Here is a 17,456-nt window from a genome sequence, read left to right as displayed (position 1 = left end):
GCACGCTAGGCCCATGGCAATTACTGCGAAATGGATACTTTGCACCACAACCCATGCCATGTGGTGCAAAGTGCACCACACCGGTGTTAGCCTCCGTTCATGCAGATCAGAGCGGACGACGCGGCTGATCTCGCGGAGGGTGCGACGCTGCTCGGCTCGGGCGGCGGAGGCGCCGCCGCGGCGATGACCGCCGTCCTGCGGCATGCGCTCCGCCTGCACGGCCCGGTTCCCCTCATCCACGCAGCCGACCTGGACCCCGACGCGTGGGTGGTGCCGGTGGGGGCGATCGGCGCGATCAGCGTCATGGTGGAGCGACCGCCCAGCGGGACCGAGTTCGCCGCCGCGGTGCGCGCGCTTGAGCGGCACCTGGGCATCGAGGCCGTCGCCGTACACGGCCTGGAGACGGGAGGGATCAACGCCCTGCTGGCGGTGGCCACCGCCGCCTGGCTCGGCCTACCGCTCGTCGACGCCGACGGGATGGGCCGCGCCTTCCCCCGCCTCGACCAGACGGTTTTCACCCTCGCCGGGCTGCCGACCGCGCCAATCGCACTGGCCGACCCCTCCGGCACCGAAATGCTGATCACCCGGGCCGACGGCGCGGCCCTTGAACGGCTGGCCCGCACGGTGCTGCCCGCCCTGGGCGGCTGGGCCGCCTCCGCGCAGTGCGCGATGCGCGCGGAGACTTCCCGCAGGCACGCCCTGCCCGGCACCTTCAGCCGAGCGCTGGAGTTCGGCCGGGCCCTCGGCCGCGCGCGGCACGATCCCGCGGAACGCGACCGGATGCTCGAGTACGCCCACGCGCGCAGGCTGGGCACCGGGACGGTGCTCGAAGTACGGCAGCGCGGGCGGACGAGCGTCACAGGCTCGGTCACCGTCGAGCACGCGGCCGACGGCCGGACGCTCAGGCTTGAGATGGCGGACGAATACCTCCTCGCCCTCGACGAGGGCGTCGTGACAGCCAGGGTGCCGGAGATCATCGCGGTGCTGCACGCCCGCACCTGGCGTCACGTCTCCACCGAGGAGGTGGCGGCGGGCCAGCACGTCGACATCCTGGCGCTGCCCGCCCCCGCGGCGCTCGGCACGCCCGAGGCCGACCGGCTCATGGGTCCGACGGCGTTCGGCCTGGACATGCCGGACGAGGCGGCGCGAGGTGACGGGCACGGCACCGGCGCGCCCGGACACCTCACGGAGACGAGATGATCGGCGTGACCGTCGGCGACCTGCTGGCCGAGGAGACACTCCGCGACGGCCTGATCGTCGGCGGCCGGACGGGGCTGGACGCCGTCGTGCGCGACGTCGCGCTGGTCGTCACCGGCGCCGAGCTCGACACGGTCCCCTACGGGACCGCGGCGGTGTTCGACCTCGGTGGCAGGAGCTCGGCCCACCGCCGCCAGCACCTGGTCGAGATCGTCTGCCGCCGCCTGCACGGCCGTAACGGGCGGCTGCTGATCGTCGCGGGCGGCCCCTTCACGCCCACGCTGTCGACGGTACGGCTGGCCGACCGGCTCAGGCTGCCGATCGTGGCCACACCGGGCACCGCGCCACAGACCCTGGCCGCCGGCCTCCTCGCCCTGGTCCACGCGCCGCAGGCCGCCGTCGGACGGCGGCTCGCCGCGGGCGCAGCCCGGCTGCGGGCCGCGGGCTCGCTCAACCGCGTCATGGCCGTGCTCGATGCGGAACTGGACGGCCGTACGTCCCTGTCGACGACCGACGGAACCGTGCTGGCGGGCACCGTGCCCAGGCACGCCGTAACGGTGCCGGCAGGCGCTCCGGTGCCGACCGTCGAGCGGACGGGCCAGGTGTCCACCGCCCTGTGCCCGGTGCCCGGCACGGACGACTCGCGACTGTGGATCGTCTCCCAGTCGGAGCGCTCCGGCCCCCTCTGGCGTGAGACGGCGCTCGGCCTGCTCGACATGGGGGCGGCCTACGCCGCGGCCTGGTACGCCGCGGAACGGCTCACGGCCGAGCGGGACGCCCGCACACGCGGCGGGCTTCTGACCGAGATACTCGCTCTCGACGGCCCCCTGTCCCCCCACCTCGCGGGCCAGGCTGCGCGGCTGGGCTGGCGGCTGGACGGATGGCACTGCGGTATCCACATCACGCTCATCGGCTCGTCCGTTCCCGCCCCCGCAACGGTCACGCGGCTCCTGGCCGCCAGGCTCGACGCACACGGCGTGAAAGGGCCGCTCGTCGAGCAGGCGGGCGGATGGTCGGGCTGGCGCACCACCGAGCAGCCGGGCTCCGACAGCGTGGCGATCACCGCCGCGGTGCACCGGGCACTCGGCGAATATCACGCGACCCCGAACGTTCCCCCGATCACGGCGGGCATCGGACGCGCCGCCGCCGGACCTGCGGGCCTGGTCACCACCCTCGCCGACGCGCGCCGGGCCTCTCTCGTGGCCTCCGCCTCCAGCAGGCCCGGGACGGTACAGCACAGCGACGACCTGGGTGCCAAGCGGATGCTGCTCGACTGGTACGGCTCGCAGACCGCTCGCGAGGAGGCCGAGCAGATGCTCGCGCCGCTGCTGCGCGACAGGCGGGAGGCACTCCTGGAGACGGTCGAGTGCTACCTTGACAGCGGCTGCTCGACGGCGGCGACCGCACACCGGCTCGGCCTGCACCGCAACACCGTCACCCGCCGCGTTCACCGGGCCGAGGCGCTGCTCGGCGTGCCATTGAGCGACCCGGACGACCGGCTCGCCGTCCAGCTCGCCTGCCGGATGTGGCGCCTCGACAGAGACTGAACGCCCGCACGACTCCTCTCCTCGTCCTGCGGGGCATCTACCCGGCCGCCCTCGTGGCGGGCAGAGCGAGGCCGCTTGCGCCCCGGGGATGGCTCACTGCTGTTCCAGCCGCACGCAGGTCGCCTCCAGCACGCCCAGCGCGGCGGTGAGCGCGGGACGCCGTCCGGTGGGGGTCCGCCACACGCCGTAGATCCTCCGGAGCGGGGCCGACCGGACGGTGAGCGCGCGGACGGTCGCGGGCAGCGGCCCCCGGCCCATCCGGGGCACCAGGGCGACGCCGAGCCCCGCGCCGACCATCTCGATCTGGCTTGCGTACTCGCCGACCATGTGGGTGAACCGGGTGAGGCCGGGCGAGCGGCGGTAGGCGTTGAGCAGGAAGTCGTGGGCCACCGAGCCTGGCTCGTAGAGCCAGGACTCCTCCCGCAGGTCGTCGAGCTCGACCGAGGTCCTGTCGGCGAGCGGGTGCGTGTGGGAGACCAGCACGTCGGAGACGTCGTCGCCGCGCCGCAGGGCGCACCGGCCCCGCTGGTCGTCGCCGACGGGCTGGTGAAGCACTATCCGGTGCGGGGCGGCGGTCTCCTGCGGAGGACCGTCGGCCTGCGGCACGCCGTATGCGGGGTGTCGCTGGAACTCGCGGCGGGCGAGACGCTCGGGCTGGTCGGCGAGTCCGGCTCGGGCAAGTCCACGATCGGCAAGCTGCTGATGGCGCTTGAGAAGCCGACGGCGGGCAGCGGCAGCGGATCGGGATCGCCCGCTCGCTGGCCCTGCGCCCGCGGGCGCTCATCCTGGACGAGCCGATCTCCTCGCTGGACGTCTCGGTCCAGGCGGACGTGATCAACCTGCTCCAGGACCTGCAGGACAAGCTCGGCCTTTCCTACCTGTTCATCGCACACGATCTGTCGGTCGTCCGGCACATCGCCGACCGGGTCGCGGTGATGTATCTCGGCCGGATCGTCGAGACCGGGGACCGCGACGGTGTCTTCGACCGGCCGTCCCACCCCTACACCCAGGCCCTGATCTCCGCCGTCCCGGTGCCCGACCCACGCAAGGAACGCGCCAGGGAACACACGGTGCTGCGCGGCGAGATCCCAAGCACCCTGCACCCTCCCGCGGGCTGCCGCTTCCGCAGCCGCTGCCCCACCTACCTCGACCGGCTCGACGAGAGCCAGCGGACGGCCTGCGCGGAACGAGTCCCGGCGCTGGTCGACCACGGTGACGTGGTGGCGCTCGCCGACCCGGAGTACCTGTTCGTCGAGCGGATGCTGCGTTTCCTTGGCGCCCAGGTGGTCAGGGTGGGGATGGTCGAGGACCCGGCCGGGCCACAGCTGGACCTGCGGGCGCTGGAGGAGGTGGCCAGGGACGGCGTCAAACTGCTCTACGCGCCGGAGCTGCTGCCGGTCCCCCGCTACGAGGGGGACCACGCGGGGGTATGGATGCGGGCCGGGCCCGCCTTCCTCTACTTCAGCGCCGGGTAGGCGCGGACCAGCGGCGTGCGGCCCCACCAGGCGCCGATGCCCAGCGTCTCACCCGCGTTGGCCAGGGCCAGGCCGACCAGGACGATCGCGTAGATCAGGTGGTCGTCCACGAACGGGTTGGTGGCCAGGGGCAGCTCCGCGGCCCACATGAGGACCAGCAGCAGAGTGCCCGCGACGGCGGCGACGCGCAGTCCCGCGCCCAGCACCAGGGCGGCGCCGACGCCGAGCAGGCCGAGCATGAACAGCCAGTCGACCCAGGCCTGGCCCGCCAGGCCGGAGAACAGGCCGCCCAGACTGTTGCCCGCGGTGCCCTTGAGGAAGCCCGTGGTGGGGCTGCCGCCGGAGATCCACGCCTTCCCGGCCGGGGTGGCGAAGCCCAGGCCGAAGGTCTTGTCCAGGAACGCCCACAGGAACACCCAGCCGAGGGCGATACGCGCGACGGCCCAGGCGTAACCGGCCGGACCTGTCGTGGCTCGCTGCGAACCGGTGCTGATGGTGGGGGAATCGGTGCTCATGGGGGATGCCGCCTTTCGGGTGTGGCCGTACCGGTCCTTGGGAGGTTCTTGCCGCCCTTCAAGGACACCGGTTGCGGCGGGTGGCGTGCAGTGCCGTACGACTCCGGTCGCCGGGACCTTCGGCCTTGGCCTACGCGCCGGGCGAGGGGCTCCGTTTCGTTCCTCGGGCCTTTCGGCCCTGCCGTAATCGGGCGTTCGGCCGGATACTGACAGTGAGGAGCAGGACCTGACAGGGAGGTCCACTGATGATCAACCCGATGCGGCTGCGCGGCCGGCACATGACGGGTACGGCGAAGCCCGGACCGTCGAACGAGCCTCCGGCTCCGTCTGCCCCTCCCCCCTCCTCCGGCTGGCGGACCTGGCTGCTGCCCGCAGGCATGCTGATCATCACGGTGTGGCTGCTGGTCTCCATCATCCTCAACGGGGGAACACCCACGCCGTACCCCTACAGCGACTTCGTGGCGAAGGTGGACGCCGGGCAGGTGAAGGCCGTCACGATCGACGACCAGGGCACGGTGACCGGCACCCTGAACAACGGCACGAGGTTCACCAGCCAGATCCCCACGGCGCCCAACGCCGGGCAGCTGGAGACCCGGCTCCACGCAAGGCACGTCCAGACAACCGCGACCCAGGCGAGCGGCTCGCTGTGGTCGATCCTCCTCAGCTTCCTGCCGCTGGCGTTGCTCATCGGCCTGTTCGCGTGGACCGGGCGGCGGGCACAGCAGTCCCTGGTCGGCGGCATCGGAGGCTTCGGCCGGTCGAAGGCGAAGATCATCGAGGCGGAGCGGCCGACCACCCGGTTCGGTGATGTCGCCGGCTACGACGGCGTCAAGCTGGAGATCAGCGAGATAATCGACTTCCTGCGCGCCCCCGAGCGGTACGCCGCGGCGGGCGCGAAACCGCCCCGGGGCGTGATCATGGTCGGCCCTCCGGGAACCGGCAAGACGCTCATCGCCAGGGCGGTCGCCGGCGAGGCGGCGGTGCCGTTCCTGTCGGTCACCGGCTCCGGTTTCGTGGAGATGTTCGTCGGCGTCGGCGCCTCACGGGTCCGCGACCTGTTCGACGAGGCGCGCAAGCGCGCCCCCTCGATCATCTTCATCGACGAGATCGACGCGATCGGCGGTCGTCGCGGCGGGGTGGTCACCGGAGGCAACGACGAACGCGAGCAGACGCTCAACCAGCTGCTCGCGGAGATGGACGGCTTCGACCAGAGCAGCGGGATCGTCGTGCTGGCCGCGACGAACCGGCCGGAGACCCTCGATCCGGCACTGCTGCGGCCTGGCCGCTTCGACCGGCAGGTCACCGTCCCGCTGCCCAATCAGGCCGAACGCGCGGCGATCCTGGCCGTGCACACGGCGGGAAAGCACCTGACGCCGGACGCCGACCTCGACGTGACCGCCCGCGCCACCCCGGGATTCTCCGGCGCCGACCTGGCCAACCTGGTCAACGAGGCCGCGATCAACGCGGTCAGGGCGGACCGTACCACCATCGATGCCCACGATCTCGACACGGCGCGCGACCGGGTGCTGCTCGGCCGCAGGGAGACCTCCAACGCCCTGCTGCCGCAGGAGCGCCACGCGGTGGCCGTACACGAGTCGGGACACGCCCTGCTCGCGGCGTTGTGCGCGCACGCCGACCCGGTCGCCAAGGTGACCATCCTGCCCGCCGGTATGACGCTCGGCGTCACCGAGCAGCTTCCCGAGGCCGAGCGGCACCTCTACAGCGAGGGCTACCTGACCGACCTGCTGGCCGTACGGCTCGGCGGCCGGGCCGCGGAGCTGGTCGTCTTCGGCGAGGGCTCGACCGGCGCCGCCAACGACCTGGCGGCCGCCACGCAGATCGCCACCCGCATGGTGCGCGACTTCGGTCTGTCACCCGCGCTCGGCCCGGTCGGCTACTCGTCGGCGGCGCCGCAGTATCTCGGCGAGGAGGCCCAGGACCTGCGGCGCAGGCCGTACTCGGAACGGACCCAGCGGCTCATCGACGAGGAGGTGGCCCGGCTGCTCGGCGGAGCGGAGAAACGCGCGGTCGGCCTGTTGCAGGCCCACCGCGGCGCCCTCGACCGGCTCTCGGCGATCCTGCTCGAACACGAGACCGTCGACGGCGACGTCGTCGAGGGCGTGCTGCGCGACGAGCAGGTGGTCTCCAGGCTGAACACCAACATCGCCTGAAGACCTCAAAAAGAGGACCCGAGGACCTGCGAAAAGGCTCCCGAGGACGCGCATTGGCCGTCCGGCCGCCCCGGTCGCCGCTGACCAGGCGGCCGGACGGGGCTACTGGGGCCAGGTCCAGTCGCGGATCTCCGGGAGATCCTCGCCGTACTCACGGGTGTACGCCCTGGCCCGCAGCCGGTCGTCGACCATGCGCTGGCGCAGATGGGCGGCCCTGGCCCCCAGGTGCGGCACCCGGTCGATGACATCCATCACCAGGTGGAAACGGTCGATGTCGTTGAGCATGGCCATGTCGAACGGCGTGGTCGTCGTCCCCTCCTCCCGATAGCCCCGCACGTGGAGGTTGGCGTGGTTGCCGCGCCGGTAGGTCAGCCGGTGGATCAGCCAGGGGTACCCGTGGAAGTTGAAGATCACCGGTTTGTCCGGGGTGAACAGCGCGTCGAACTCGGCGTCGGTTATACCGTGCGGGTGCTCCGACGGCTGCTGCAGCCGCATCAGGTCAACCACGTTGACCACCCGGACCCTGAGCTCGGGCAGGTGCTCGCGCAGCAGCGCGGTGGCGGCCAGCGTCTCCAGGGTGGGCACGTCCCCGGCGCAGGCCAGCACCACATCGGGCTCGTCTCCCTCGCCGTCGTCGGTGTCGTTGCTCGCCCAGTCGAGGACACCGAGGCCACGGGTGCAGTGCGCGATCGCCTGCTCCATGGTGAACACGTCCAGCACCGGCTGCTTGCCCGCGACGATCACGTTGACGTAGTCCCGCGACCGCAGGCAGTGGTCGGCCACGGACAGCAGCGTGTTGGCGTCCGGCGGCAGGTACACCCGCACCACGGAGGCCTTCTTGTTCACCACCACGTCCAGGAAGCCTGGATCCTGGTGGCTGAACCCGTTGTGGTCCTGACGCCACACGTGTGAGGACAGCAGGTAGTTCAGCGACGCCACCGGGCGCCGCCAGCCGATCTTCTTGGACGACTCGAGCCACTTGGCGTGCTGGTTGAACATCGCGTCCACGATGTGGATGAACGCCTCGTAGCAGTTGAACAGGCCGTGGCGGCCGGTCAGCAGGTAGCCCTCAAGCCAGCCCTGGCACAGGTGCTCGCTGAGCACCTCCATCACCCGCCCGCCGGAGGCCAGGTGCTCGTCCGTCGGCAGGACCTCGGCGTTCCAGGCCCGGCCGGTGACCTCGAAGACCGCCTGCAGCCGGTTGGAGGCGGTCTCGTCGGGGCCCATCAGCCGGAAGATGTCCGGGTTGGCGGCGATCACGTCCCGTAGCCAGCCGCCCAGCACCCGGGTCGGCTCCGTCGACTCGACCGCGGGCGACTTGACCTCGACGGCGTAGTCACGGAAGTCCGGCAGCGCCAGCGGGCGCAGCAGCAGGCCGCCGTTGGCGTGCGGGCTGGCGCTCATCCGGCTGCCGCCCTCGGGCACCGTCGCGGTGATCTCCGCCACCGGCCGCCCGTCGGCGTCGAACAACTCCCGAGGCCGATAGGAGCGCATCCACTCCTGGAGCATCGCCCGGTGCTCGGCGTTCTCGCGCACCCCGGCCAGTGGCACCTGGTGGGCGCGCCAGGTGCCCTCGACCGGAAGGCCGTCCACCACGTGCGGGCCGGTCCATCCTTTGGGGGTGCGCAGCACGATCATCGGCAGCCGGTCGTTCTGGCCGTTCCTGTAGGCGGCGATCTCGTCGAAGACGGTGTCGAGGGTCTCGGCCATCAGCGCGTGCATGGTGGCCGGATCGTCACCGCCGACCAGGTGCGGCCGGTAACCGTAGCCTTCCAGAAGTTTGAGCAGGTCGGTCTCGGGGATGCGGGCCAGAACCGTGGGGTTGGCGATCTTGTAGCCGTTCAGGTGCAGGATCGGCAGCACCACCCCGTCCCGGGAGCGGTCGAGGAACTTGTTGGAGTGCCAGCTCGCGGCCAGCGGCCCGGTCTCGGCCTCCCCGTCCCCGATCACGCATGCCACCACCAGGTGCGGGTTGTCGAACGCCGCCCCGTAGGCGTGCGCCAGCGAGTAGCCCAGCTCGCCGCCCTCGTGGATCGAGCCGGGCGTCTCCGGCGCGACGTGGCTGGGGATGCCGCCGGGGAAGGAGAACTGCCGAAACAGCCGCCGCATGCCCGTCGCGTCACGGGTGATGGCGGGGTAGGTCTCGGTGTAGGTGCCCTCAAGCCAGGCGTGCGCGACCGCGGCCGGGCCGCCGTGCCCGGGGCCCGCAATGTAGATCATGTCCTGGTCACGGTCGGTGATGATCCGGTTCAGGTGCGCGAAGCAGAAGTTCAGGCCCGGGGTCGTGCCCCAGTGGCCCAGCAGCCGGGGCTTGATGTGCTCGGCGGCCAGGGGTTCGGTCAGCAGTGGGTTGTCCAGCAGGTAGATCTGCCCGACTGACAGGTAGTTCGCCGCCCGCCAGTACATGTCGACTCTCTGCAGCTTGTCCATGCTCTGAGCATCTCCACTCACCACGTGATCATGTAGGGCCCTTGGTCCCGGCTTCGGCGCCGTCGGAAAACTTCTCCCGCCCCGCGCCGATCCCGTCCCCGGTGATCCGAGCCGTGTCCCGCGGGTCTCGGCATGCCGGGGCGGCCCGGTTCTCCTGCCGTCCGGCTCTTTCCACGGGTTCTCACGGCGGCCGAAAGGCCCGGCCGCCCGGGACTTCCGGCCCTCGTCCCGGCGCCGTTCCGGTAGTGGAATGGGGAGTACGGCAGGCGGCCCCGAGGGGTTGCCTGGCCCGAGACCGCCTTCACCTTCTCACTGGGAGATTTCGATGACCGAACGTTTGACGGCCCCCGGTGACCTGGGTCGCCGGATGGCCAGGCGGCGTGAGGACCTGGGGCTGACCCGTGACCAGGTGGCCCACCAGGCCGGGATCGACCCCCTGTACCTGGCGTATCTGGAGGAGAACCCCGCCTCTCCGCCGGCCGCGACCGTACGCAGGCTGGCCTCCGCCCTGAAGACCGGGGTCGACGAACTGCTCGGCGGGACGATCGACCTGCCCCCAGGGCGTGGCCGTCCCGCCGCCCACCCCAGCCTGGAAAGGCTCGAACCCGCCGAGTGCCTGCGGCTGATCTCTCCCGGCGGCGTCGGCAGGGTGGCCTTCGACGAGCCGGGAGGGCCCGCGATCCTGCCGGTCAACTACGCGGTGCACCAGGGCGTGGTGGTCTTCCGCACCGCCTTCGGCGGCCCGCTCGACGAGAGCCTGCGCACAGGCGTCCAGGGTGTCGAGTTCAAGGTCGCGTTCGAGGTCGACCGGATCGACGACGCCAGCCGCGAGGGCTGGAGCGTGCTCATCCGGGGTGGCGCCCACCATGTCCCGGCCGGCGACGAGCAGACAGACGTGAAGGCGTCCGGCGTCCAGCCCTGGGCGGGCGGCGACCGCGAGCTGTACATCACGATCGTTCCCGCCGAGATCAGCGGACGGCGCATCCGGCACACCATGTGACAGGGCAACGAACCGGTTCGTCCGGCCCACGGCCTCCCAGAGGAGACCGTCACCCAGGAGCGGGACCTTTGCCTCTGCCGACCAGGCCCCCCGGTTCCGACAATGGGAACGACGGGCACACGCGGGCGAGGACGGGGGGACGGGCACCCGGGTACGGGGTGCCCGGTCACGTCCGCCGGGTGAGTCCGGCACCCGTCAGGTCGATCACCACGATCACCGCATCGAACCGGGGGGTTCAGATCATGGAAGCCAAGCAGTGGGCCGTACAGATCCACATCACCGAAGAGGGCGACGAGACCTTCGCCCGGGCGGTCCTGTCCACCGGGGCCGCCACCCACCTGGCCGGGGTCGGCCGGGCGCGCCGCAATCCGATCGACGAGCCGGTGACCGAGATCGGCGACGAGCTCGCCGCCGCCCGCGCCCTGGCCGATCTTGCGGGAAGGCTGCTCAACGTCGCCTCAGCCGACATCTCCCAGCTCACCGGCCCCACCTCATGGTGAGGACGGCCTCGGCCTTGACCTTGGCCTTGACCGTGCCCGGGACGTCCGCCGCACGGTGACAGCCCCGGGATGACGCAGGAGCACGGATCACCCGGAGGTCCACCAGGTGGTATGCCGTGAACATCGGGTCCTCCCCGACGGCCGCCCGCGTCAGGCCGCCCACGGCGACGCCCCGCTCTGTCTCCAGATCGGGGCGTCGCCGTTTCTCCGGTCCGGCGCGCGGACCGCTCTCGCCTCCCGGTCAGACACGGCCGTAGACGTGGTGGACGAACTCGGCGAGTTTGTCGTCGGGCAGCCCCTTGGCCAGATCGGCCTCGCTGATCATGCCGACGATGCGGTGGTTGTCGAGCACGGGCAGACGCTTGATCTGGTGCCGTTCCATCATGTTCAGCGCGTCGTCGACGCTGCTGTGGGCGTCGACCCACACCAGCCCGTGGGCGAGCTCGCTCGCCGTGGTCCGGTCGAGATCCATGCCCTCGGCACAGCACTTGATCACGATGTCGCGGTCGGTGATGATGCCCTTGAGCCGATCATCCTGCCCGCAGACCGGCAGCGCACCGACGTTCAGGTCGCGCATCATCCGCGCGGCCATGCGCAGGCTGTCGCTCTCGCCGATGCACTGGGCGTCCGGATGCATCAGGTCCTGGACCGTCCTTCCGGCCCCCGCTGTGGTCATCGCTACCCCCTGAGGTATGGATTTATACACCTTTCCGGCTTTATGCCCGATATGACCGAAATAAGCAGTCATCTCATGCGAAAAACGGCGCCAATCAGCGGCGCACGCGCAGAGGGACGGCCCGTCGTGCAGGACCGTCCGGCGGGCGGGCCGCGTCAGGGAAGGCGACATGGACGTGACTCACCCGGGCCGCGGTACCTCGATCCACCCGGACTCCACGGCGATGCGCACAGCGTCGGTCCTGTTCCTGGCACCGGTCTTGGTGATGACGCTGGAGATGTAGTTGCGGACCGTCGCCGCCGACAGGTGCAGTTCGGCGGCGATCTCCCCGGTCGTGGCCCCCGAGCCGACCAGGCCCAGCACGGCCGCCTCCCTGCCGGTGAGCGGGGTGGCCGTCGCGCTCATCGCCGCCAGGGCCAGGGACGCGTCGATCACCCGCTCTCCCTGGGCGACCCTGCGGATGCTCTCGGCCAGCCGCTCGGTCGGGGCGTCCTTGAGCAGGAAGCCGCTCGCGCCCGCGTCCATCGCCCGCCTGAGCAGCCCGGTGTGGGCGAGCCCGGTGAGGATGAGAACGCGGCAGGCGGGCACGGCCCGCCTGAGACGGCAGGTGGCCTCGATCCCGTCGACACCCGGCATCTCGATGTCGATGACGGCCACCTCGGGCGCGGCGGCGAGGGCATGGGCGACGACCTTGTCCCCCCTGCCGGTCTCGGCCACCACCTCGATGTCGCCCGTCAAGTTCAGCAGGGCCGTCAGGGCACCCCTGACGACGCCGTGATCCTCAGCCAGCAGAACACGAATCAACGGTGACCACTCTCTCCCGATCGTGTACGGCGGGCAGCCACACCCGCACCTCGAACCCGTCGCCGTCCGTGCCGCCCACCCGCAGGGACCCGCCCAGCCTGTCAACCCTCTGCCGCAGCCCGGCGAGTCCTGAGCCCCGCCGCGGGCCCGCTTCGCGGCGGGCGCCGTCGTTGCGCACCACCAGATGGATCCGCCCGTCCGCCCTGTCCAGCTCGATCAGGCAGCGACGGGCGTCGCTGTGCCTGACGATGTTCGTGGCCGCTTCGCGCACGATCCAGCCGAGCGCGTCGCCCGTCTCCTCGTCGATCTCGCTGAGTCCCAGGCGCAGCTCGCAGCGCGCGCCGGTCAGCTCGATCAGCGCGACGGCCGCCGACAGCTCCGCGCCCACGTCGAGTGAGTGCCTGGCCGCCACGACGTCTCCGATCTCCCCACGCGCCTCGGCGGCGATGGCGATCGTGGCCTCGACCTCACCGATGGCCCGGTTCCTGTCCAGGTCCACCAGGGCCAGGGCCAGCTCCGTCTTGAGGGTGATCGACGCCAGCGTCTGACCGAGGAGGTCGTGCAGCTCCCCCGCCATTCGTACCCGGTCCTGGTCCACGGCCATCTCCGCCAGTGCCGCCCGCAGCTCGCGCAGTTCCCGGACGAACCTGGCGTAGTGCACGATCCCCGCGGCGACCACCGAGGCGACGAACACTCCCGTGCTCTTCTGGAGCGCGGCCACGGGCGAGGAGTCCCACAGCGCCAGCGTCAGCGGGAACTCGGCGAGGACGACCACGAGGAGCACGCCGACGGCGAGCCCGAACCGCAGCAGGAGAAGGCCCGCGGTGGCGACGATGAGCGGCGTGTAGATCCAGACCGACCCCAGGAACGGAAGCGCCCCGTAGACGACCACCGCGAACAGGGCGAAGGTCCGCGCTCCGTACGGCGGCCTGCCCACCCCCGCGACGTGCCTGGTGACGACCCGCGCGTAGACCACGAGCAGACCGCCGAGCAGGACGCCCGACAGCGCCGTCCGGCCCATGTCACCGACGAGCAGGAACGCGACGGGGGTGAGCGCCCACAACGCCCCGGTGACCGCGACGACGCCCGCGGACAACCACCTGGCCTGCGCCTGGCTCTCCTGGGTCACGGGTGGTCCCCCACATGTCCGGGCATCATGATTTCGTACTGATCGTGACGCCTTCCCTGGCCGCGATCAACCGTCGGCGGCCTGCCCGTCCCGCAGCCATCCGCTGGCCCGCGCGATGCGCACGGCCTCCTCATCGCTGCGGGCGCCGGTCTTCAGGCGGGCGGCCGCGAGGTAGTTCCTGATCGTGTGGGCCGACAGCCCCAGCCTGCTCCGCAGGTCGCCGCCTCGCGCACCGCCCGCGACGGCCGACAGGACACCGATCTCCCTCGCGGTCAGCGGATTGGCGTCGATCTCCTGATCGGCGCCGTCGGCGGCCAGGTCAAGGTCGATGTAGCGCTCGCCCCTGGCCACCGCGCGGATCGCGTCGGTGAGCCGGTGGGCGGGAGCGTCCTTGACCAGGAAGCCGCGCACCCCGGCGGTCATGGCGCGTTCGAAGTTGCCCGGTGATCCGACACTGGTGAGGATGAGCACCGGCGGCGGCTCCTCCAGTTCCCTGATCAGGCCCGCCGCCTCGAGGCCGTCGATGCCCGGCAGCCCGATGTCGAGCAGCGCCACGTCGGGCTTGCAGCCGACGACGGCGGGCACGATCTCGTCTCCCCTGGACACCTCCTCGATCACACGGATGTCCCGCTCCTCGGAGAGCAGCGCGATCAGCGCCCCTCTGATGAGATCGTGGTCCTCCGCGATAAGAACTTTGATCATTTCCGGTCTCCTGTGACAGAGGTGGTTACGGCCGCCACGGGGCGACCCGGAACATCCAGCGACAATGTGAACCAGCCGTCTTCGATGTGCCGCACGCTGCTCCCGCCGATCTGCGCGAGCCGCTCGTCGAGTCCGGCCAGGCCGCTCCCGCCCACACCGTCGTCCGCGATCACCCCGGCCTGGGCGGCTGCCTCCGGAGCGGCGCCGTTCCGGCGTACGCCGTCGTTGGCGACGGTGACCGTGATCCGGTCACCGTGCGTCTCGACGCCGAGCAGGCAGACGGTGGCGTCGCTGTGCCGCAGCAGGTTGGTCGCCGCCTCGCGCACCGCCCAGGCCAGCGCCACACGGACCTCCGCGGGCAGCGAGGACGGCAGCTCGGCGAAGTCGCACCTGACGCCCGCGGTCTCCAGGGCCCGGCGCACCCCGCTCAGCTCGTTCTCCAGCGACATCTCGCGATACCCCTTGACCACCGCCCGTACGTCGTGGAGCGAGCGTCTGACGATGTGGTGGATCTCCGCCAGTTCGCCGTGCAGCCGCTCGATCTGCCCGGCGGGGATCCGCGAGGACAGCTCGATCCGCATCGCGATGACCGAGAGGTTGTGCCCGAGCACGTCGTGCAGCTCACGGGCGAACCGGAGCCGCTCCTCGGTGATGGCGAGCCTGGCCAGTTCCTCCCGGGTGCGCTGCAGCTCGCTCAGCAGCGTCGCGAAGATGGTCAGCCCCGCGAGCGCGCCCGCGGTGAGCATGCTCTGCAGGGAGCCGAAGAGCACCCAGCTCATCTCCTGGGAGGCGGACAGGACGACGTCGGCGGCGAGCGCGGCGAAGAAGCCCGCCGCCGCAGGCCAGCCCCGCAGCGTGACCGCGAACGCGAGCGGAAGCATAAACCCCACGCTCAGCCAGGAGGGCCCCGCGGCGAACGGCACCGCCACGGCCAGCGCCGACATCCCGCACAGCACGACCAGATCCAGCCGGGAGCCCCGGTCGAGCACCGCTCGCACCGCGAGCCACAGGTAGCAGCCCGTGAGACCCGTGATGAGGAGCACCGCGGCTGCCGCCCTGACGCCGGGGAACGCGCCGAGCGCCTCCGCGATGGGCACGGCGGAGAAGGCCGCCATGCCCACCGAGAAGACCGCGGCCCCGGCGCGCGCCAGCCGTACCGTTCCCGGCCCGACGCCTCTCAACCTCTCCGAGGCTCCCACTTGAACCACCTCTTCGCGGCCAGCAGGGAGAGGACGAGCCAGGCGGCCAGGACGAGCCAGCCCGGCCCCATCACCCGGAAGCCCTCCAGGATTCCCACCTCGGGCGGTACGGCGGAGCCGACGTGCCCGACGTAGTTCCGCCCGAGGTAGGCGGTGCTGATCCCCTCTGCCGCCCACCCGAACGGGAGGAAGGAAGAGACGGTCCGCAGCCAGCCGGGGAAGGCGGAGATCGGGTAGGCGAACCCGGACAGACCAATGGTGAGCAGCAGGAACGGCAGGCTCGCCACCACCGTGGCGTTCTGCGCCGGGATCCTGCCGCTCACCGCGACGGCCATCGCGGCGAACACCGCGAGCGTGAAGAGCACCGTGACCACCAGCAGGGCGGGGTTGGCCGGCAGGGCGACGCCGTGCACGGCCCTCGCCAGGCCGACGATGGCCGCGAGCTGGAGCAGGCCGATCGACATCACGGTCAGGATCTCCCCGCCGAAGATGGCCAGATCGGGTAGCTCCGTCCCGCGCAGCCGTTTGAGGATCAGCAGCTGCCGCTTCATGACGAAGGACTCGACCAGCGTCATGAAGCCCAGGGTGCCCGCGCCCATCACGATGACGCCGGTGATGATGGCGATCTCGACCGGCGTCCCGCCCCTGAGCCCTCCCGGGATCATCAGCGGCATCAGGCCGCCGAACAGGATGGGGAAACCCAGGGCGATGCCGATGGAGACGGGTGTGCGCCAGAAGAGCGTCTGGGTCAGCCTGAAGTGCGCGAGCGTGTAGGCGGTCACGTCCTGACCCCCCGCCCGCTCGTCTCGGCGATGTCGAGGAAGACCTCCTCGAGCGTGGCCTGGCGGACGTCGAGCCCGCTGAGCTTCACACCGCGGGTGTGCGCCCAGCCCAGCACGGAGTGCGCGAGGGACTCGGGCTCCGTTGTGAGGATCACGCACCGTCGCCCCGTCACGGTCAGGTCGTCTCCCTCGCCGACCGGCAGCCCGTCGGGGGTGACGCCGTCGGGCAGTTCGAAGGCGACCCGTCCCGAGCCCCGCCCGAGCACCTCGGCCATCGTGCCGTGGGTCACGATCCTGCCCCTGTGCATGATGGCCACCCTGGCGGCCAACTCCTGCGCCTCCTCGAGGTAGTGCGTGGTGAGCAGCACCGTCATCCCCTCGCCGACCAGATCCCCGATCAGGTCCCGGACCCTGCGCCTGGCCTCGGGGTCGAGCCCCGTCGTCGGTTCGTCGAGGAACAGCAGCTCGGGGTGGCCCAGCGTCGCCAGCGCGATGTCGAGCTTGCGCCGTTCCCCGCCGGACATCCGCTTGACCCGCGTCGCCGCCTGGCCGGAGAGCCCGACCAGCTCCAGTGCCTCGGCGACGGGCCTGGCGTTGGAGGTGAACCCACGCCAGGCCTTCACCGTCTCGGCCGCCGACAGGTCTCCGAGCAGGCCGGACTCCTGCAGCACCAGCCCGATCCTGGAACGCAGGGGGCCGCGGTCAGCGGGGTCACGGCCGAACACCCTCGCCGTGCCCTCCGAGGCCTTGAGGTAGCCCTCCAGGATCTCGATGGTGGTGGTCTTGCCCGCTCCATTGGTGCCGAGCAGGGCGAACACCTCGCCCCTGCGGACCTCGAAGGAGATGCCGTCCACGGCGGTGAAGGCGCCGTAGCGCTTACGAAGCCCCCCGACCTCGATCACCGTCTCGCTCACGCCGTACCGCCCTCGGGAACGGGGAAGTCCGACGTCAGGAAGGTGGCGATGGTACCGATGGTGTAGGCGGTGCCGACGGAGCTGACCCCGTAGCCGGCCCCGGTCTCCAGCTCGGCGATGTCGAACTCGCCCTCGGGCCTGGCGGGCAGCGGCGGGGTGGGCACACCGTCGGGGTAGACGATGCCGTACTGGCTGAGCACGGCTCTTGGCTCGGTCTCGTAGCGTTCGTGGAGAACGCCGTCGTCCCACGCCGCCGCGATCAGCCTCGCGAACTTCTTACGGTCCTCATCCCCGAGGATGTAGATGCTCTCGGCCATCGGGAACTCCTCTTCTTCTCGCGCAGCCGGACCTCTCACCGGCCACGATCCTTGATCTGGGCCGAGGCGGGCAGATGCAGACGACACCGGCCTCCCAT

Annotated in this window: 17 protein-coding genes and 1 pseudogene; 6 read left to right on the top strand and 12 right to left on the bottom strand. The window is 71.3% G+C overall.

The annotated features are described in order from the left end of the window. Nucleotides 1-99: 99 nt before the first annotated feature. A complete protein-coding gene (locus AB0395_RS20165) occupies nucleotides 100-1,200 on the top strand; it encodes a DUF917 domain-containing protein (protein WP_366282558.1) in 1,101 nt (366 codons plus the stop codon). Beyond that, nucleotides 1,197-2,744, top strand: coding sequence for a helix-turn-helix domain-containing protein (locus tag AB0395_RS20160; protein ID WP_366282557.1), 1,548 nt, complete (start codon nucleotides 1,197-1,199; stop codon nucleotides 2,742-2,744). Before AB0395_RS20165 ends, AB0395_RS20160 begins: the two co-directional genes overlap by 4 nt. A 93-nt stretch (nucleotides 2,745-2,837) precedes the next feature. On the opposite strand, the gene AB0395_RS20155 is transcribed toward AB0395_RS20160, so the two are convergent. Further along, nucleotides 2,838-3,227, bottom strand: coding sequence for a LysR substrate-binding domain-containing protein (locus AB0395_RS20155; protein WP_366282556.1), 390 nt, complete (start codon nucleotides 3,225-3,227; stop codon nucleotides 2,838-2,840). A gap of 42 nt (nucleotides 3,228-3,269) precedes the next feature. On the opposite strand from AB0395_RS20155, the pseudogene AB0395_RS20150 reads away from it, so the two are divergent. After that, a pseudogene (locus tag AB0395_RS20150) lies at nucleotides 3,270-3,931 on the top strand (ABC transporter ATP-binding protein); the annotation flags it as partial. Between the two features lie 269 nt (nucleotides 3,932-4,200). On the opposite strand, the gene AB0395_RS20145 reads toward AB0395_RS20150, so the two are convergent. After that, nucleotides 4,201-4,734: a hypothetical protein gene (locus tag AB0395_RS20145; RefSeq protein ID WP_366282555.1), complete on the bottom strand. Its 534-nt coding sequence runs from the start codon at nucleotides 4,732-4,734 to the stop codon at nucleotides 4,201-4,203. 245 nt (nucleotides 4,735-4,979) lie between these two features. Here AB0395_RS20145 and ftsH point away from each other — a divergent pair, with 245 nt between their 5' ends. Further along, a complete protein-coding gene (gene ftsH / locus AB0395_RS20140; protein WP_366282553.1) occupies nucleotides 4,980-6,905 on the top strand; it encodes an ATP-dependent zinc metalloprotease FtsH in 1,926 nt (641 codons plus the stop codon). A gap of 102 nt (nucleotides 6,906-7,007) precedes the next feature. Here the strand turns inward: ftsH and AB0395_RS20135 are convergent, their stop codons facing one another. Further along, nucleotides 7,008-9,356, bottom strand: coding sequence for a phosphoketolase family protein (locus AB0395_RS20135; RefSeq protein ID WP_366282551.1), 2,349 nt, complete (start codon nucleotides 9,354-9,356; stop codon nucleotides 7,008-7,010). A gap of 304 nt (nucleotides 9,357-9,660) precedes the next feature. Here AB0395_RS20135 and AB0395_RS20130 point away from each other — a divergent pair, with 304 nt between their 5' ends. Further along, nucleotides 9,661-10,335, top strand: coding sequence for a pyridoxamine 5'-phosphate oxidase family protein (locus AB0395_RS20130; RefSeq protein ID WP_366282549.1), 675 nt, complete (start codon nucleotides 9,661-9,663; stop codon nucleotides 10,333-10,335). 242 nt (nucleotides 10,336-10,577) lie between these two features. Next, nucleotides 10,578-10,835 carry a dsRBD fold-containing protein gene (locus AB0395_RS20125; protein WP_366282547.1) on the top strand — a complete coding sequence of 86 codons (258 nt, stop codon included), beginning with the start codon at nucleotides 10,578-10,580 and terminating at the stop codon, nucleotides 10,833-10,835. Here AB0395_RS20125 and AB0395_RS20120 read toward each other — a convergent pair. From AB0395_RS20120 to AB0395_RS20080, 9 genes are all read right to left on the bottom strand, one after another. Further along, on the bottom strand, nucleotides 10,813-10,959 hold the full coding sequence (locus AB0395_RS20120) for a hypothetical protein (protein ID WP_366282546.1): 147 nt from the start codon (nucleotides 10,957-10,959) through the stop codon (nucleotides 10,813-10,815). The genes AB0395_RS20125 and AB0395_RS20120 overlap by 23 nt on opposite strands. Before the next feature lie 117 nt (nucleotides 10,960-11,076). Then, the gene (locus tag AB0395_RS20115) at nucleotides 11,077-11,511 is read right to left on the bottom strand and encodes a CBS domain-containing protein (protein WP_366282545.1); all 435 of its coding nucleotides are present in this window, start codon (nucleotides 11,509-11,511) and stop codon (nucleotides 11,077-11,079) included. 180 nt (nucleotides 11,512-11,691) lie between these two features. After that, nucleotides 11,692-12,315, bottom strand: a complete 624-nt coding sequence (locus tag AB0395_RS20110; protein ID WP_366282543.1) for a response regulator transcription factor — start codon at nucleotides 12,313-12,315, stop codon at nucleotides 11,692-11,694. Next, nucleotides 12,293-13,444: an ATP-binding protein gene (locus AB0395_RS20105; RefSeq protein WP_366282541.1), complete on the bottom strand. Its 1,152-nt coding sequence runs from the start codon at nucleotides 13,442-13,444 to the stop codon at nucleotides 12,293-12,295. Before AB0395_RS20105 ends, AB0395_RS20110 begins: the two co-directional genes overlap by 23 nt. A 66-nt stretch (nucleotides 13,445-13,510) precedes the next feature. Then, nucleotides 13,511-14,146 carry a response regulator transcription factor gene (locus AB0395_RS20100; protein ID WP_366282539.1) on the bottom strand — a complete coding sequence of 212 codons (636 nt, stop codon included), beginning with the start codon at nucleotides 14,144-14,146 and terminating at the stop codon, nucleotides 13,511-13,513. Beyond that, nucleotides 14,143-15,345 carry a histidine kinase gene (locus AB0395_RS20095; RefSeq protein ID WP_366282538.1) on the bottom strand — a complete coding sequence of 401 codons (1,203 nt, stop codon included), beginning with the start codon at nucleotides 15,343-15,345 and terminating at the stop codon, nucleotides 14,143-14,145. Before AB0395_RS20095 ends, AB0395_RS20100 begins: the two co-directional genes overlap by 4 nt. Then, the gene (locus tag AB0395_RS20090; RefSeq protein WP_366282537.1) at nucleotides 15,324-16,127 is read right to left on the bottom strand and encodes an ABC transporter permease; all 804 of its coding nucleotides are present in this window, start codon (nucleotides 16,125-16,127) and stop codon (nucleotides 15,324-15,326) included. The genes AB0395_RS20095 and AB0395_RS20090 overlap by 22 nt, the downstream gene beginning before the upstream one ends. Continuing rightward, nucleotides 16,124-17,041 (bottom strand): ABC transporter ATP-binding protein, encoded by a 918-nt coding sequence (locus AB0395_RS20085; protein ID WP_366282536.1) that lies wholly within the window; start codon nucleotides 17,039-17,041, stop codon nucleotides 16,124-16,126. The genes AB0395_RS20090 and AB0395_RS20085 overlap by 4 nt, the downstream gene beginning before the upstream one ends. Then, nucleotides 17,038-17,358: a hypothetical protein gene (locus AB0395_RS20080; protein WP_366282534.1), complete on the bottom strand. Its 321-nt coding sequence runs from the start codon at nucleotides 17,356-17,358 to the stop codon at nucleotides 17,038-17,040. Before AB0395_RS20080 ends, AB0395_RS20085 begins: the two co-directional genes overlap by 4 nt. Nucleotides 17,359-17,456: the final 98 nt, after the last annotated feature.

This window comes from Streptosporangium sp. NPDC051023 (genome assembly GCF_040689595.1).
In the GTDB taxonomy this organism is placed as follows: domain Bacteria; phylum Actinomycetota; class Actinomycetes; order Streptosporangiales; family Streptosporangiaceae; genus Streptosporangium.
Note: the sequence above shows the minus strand (reverse complement) of the source record. Positions and strands in the feature narration are given on the sequence as shown.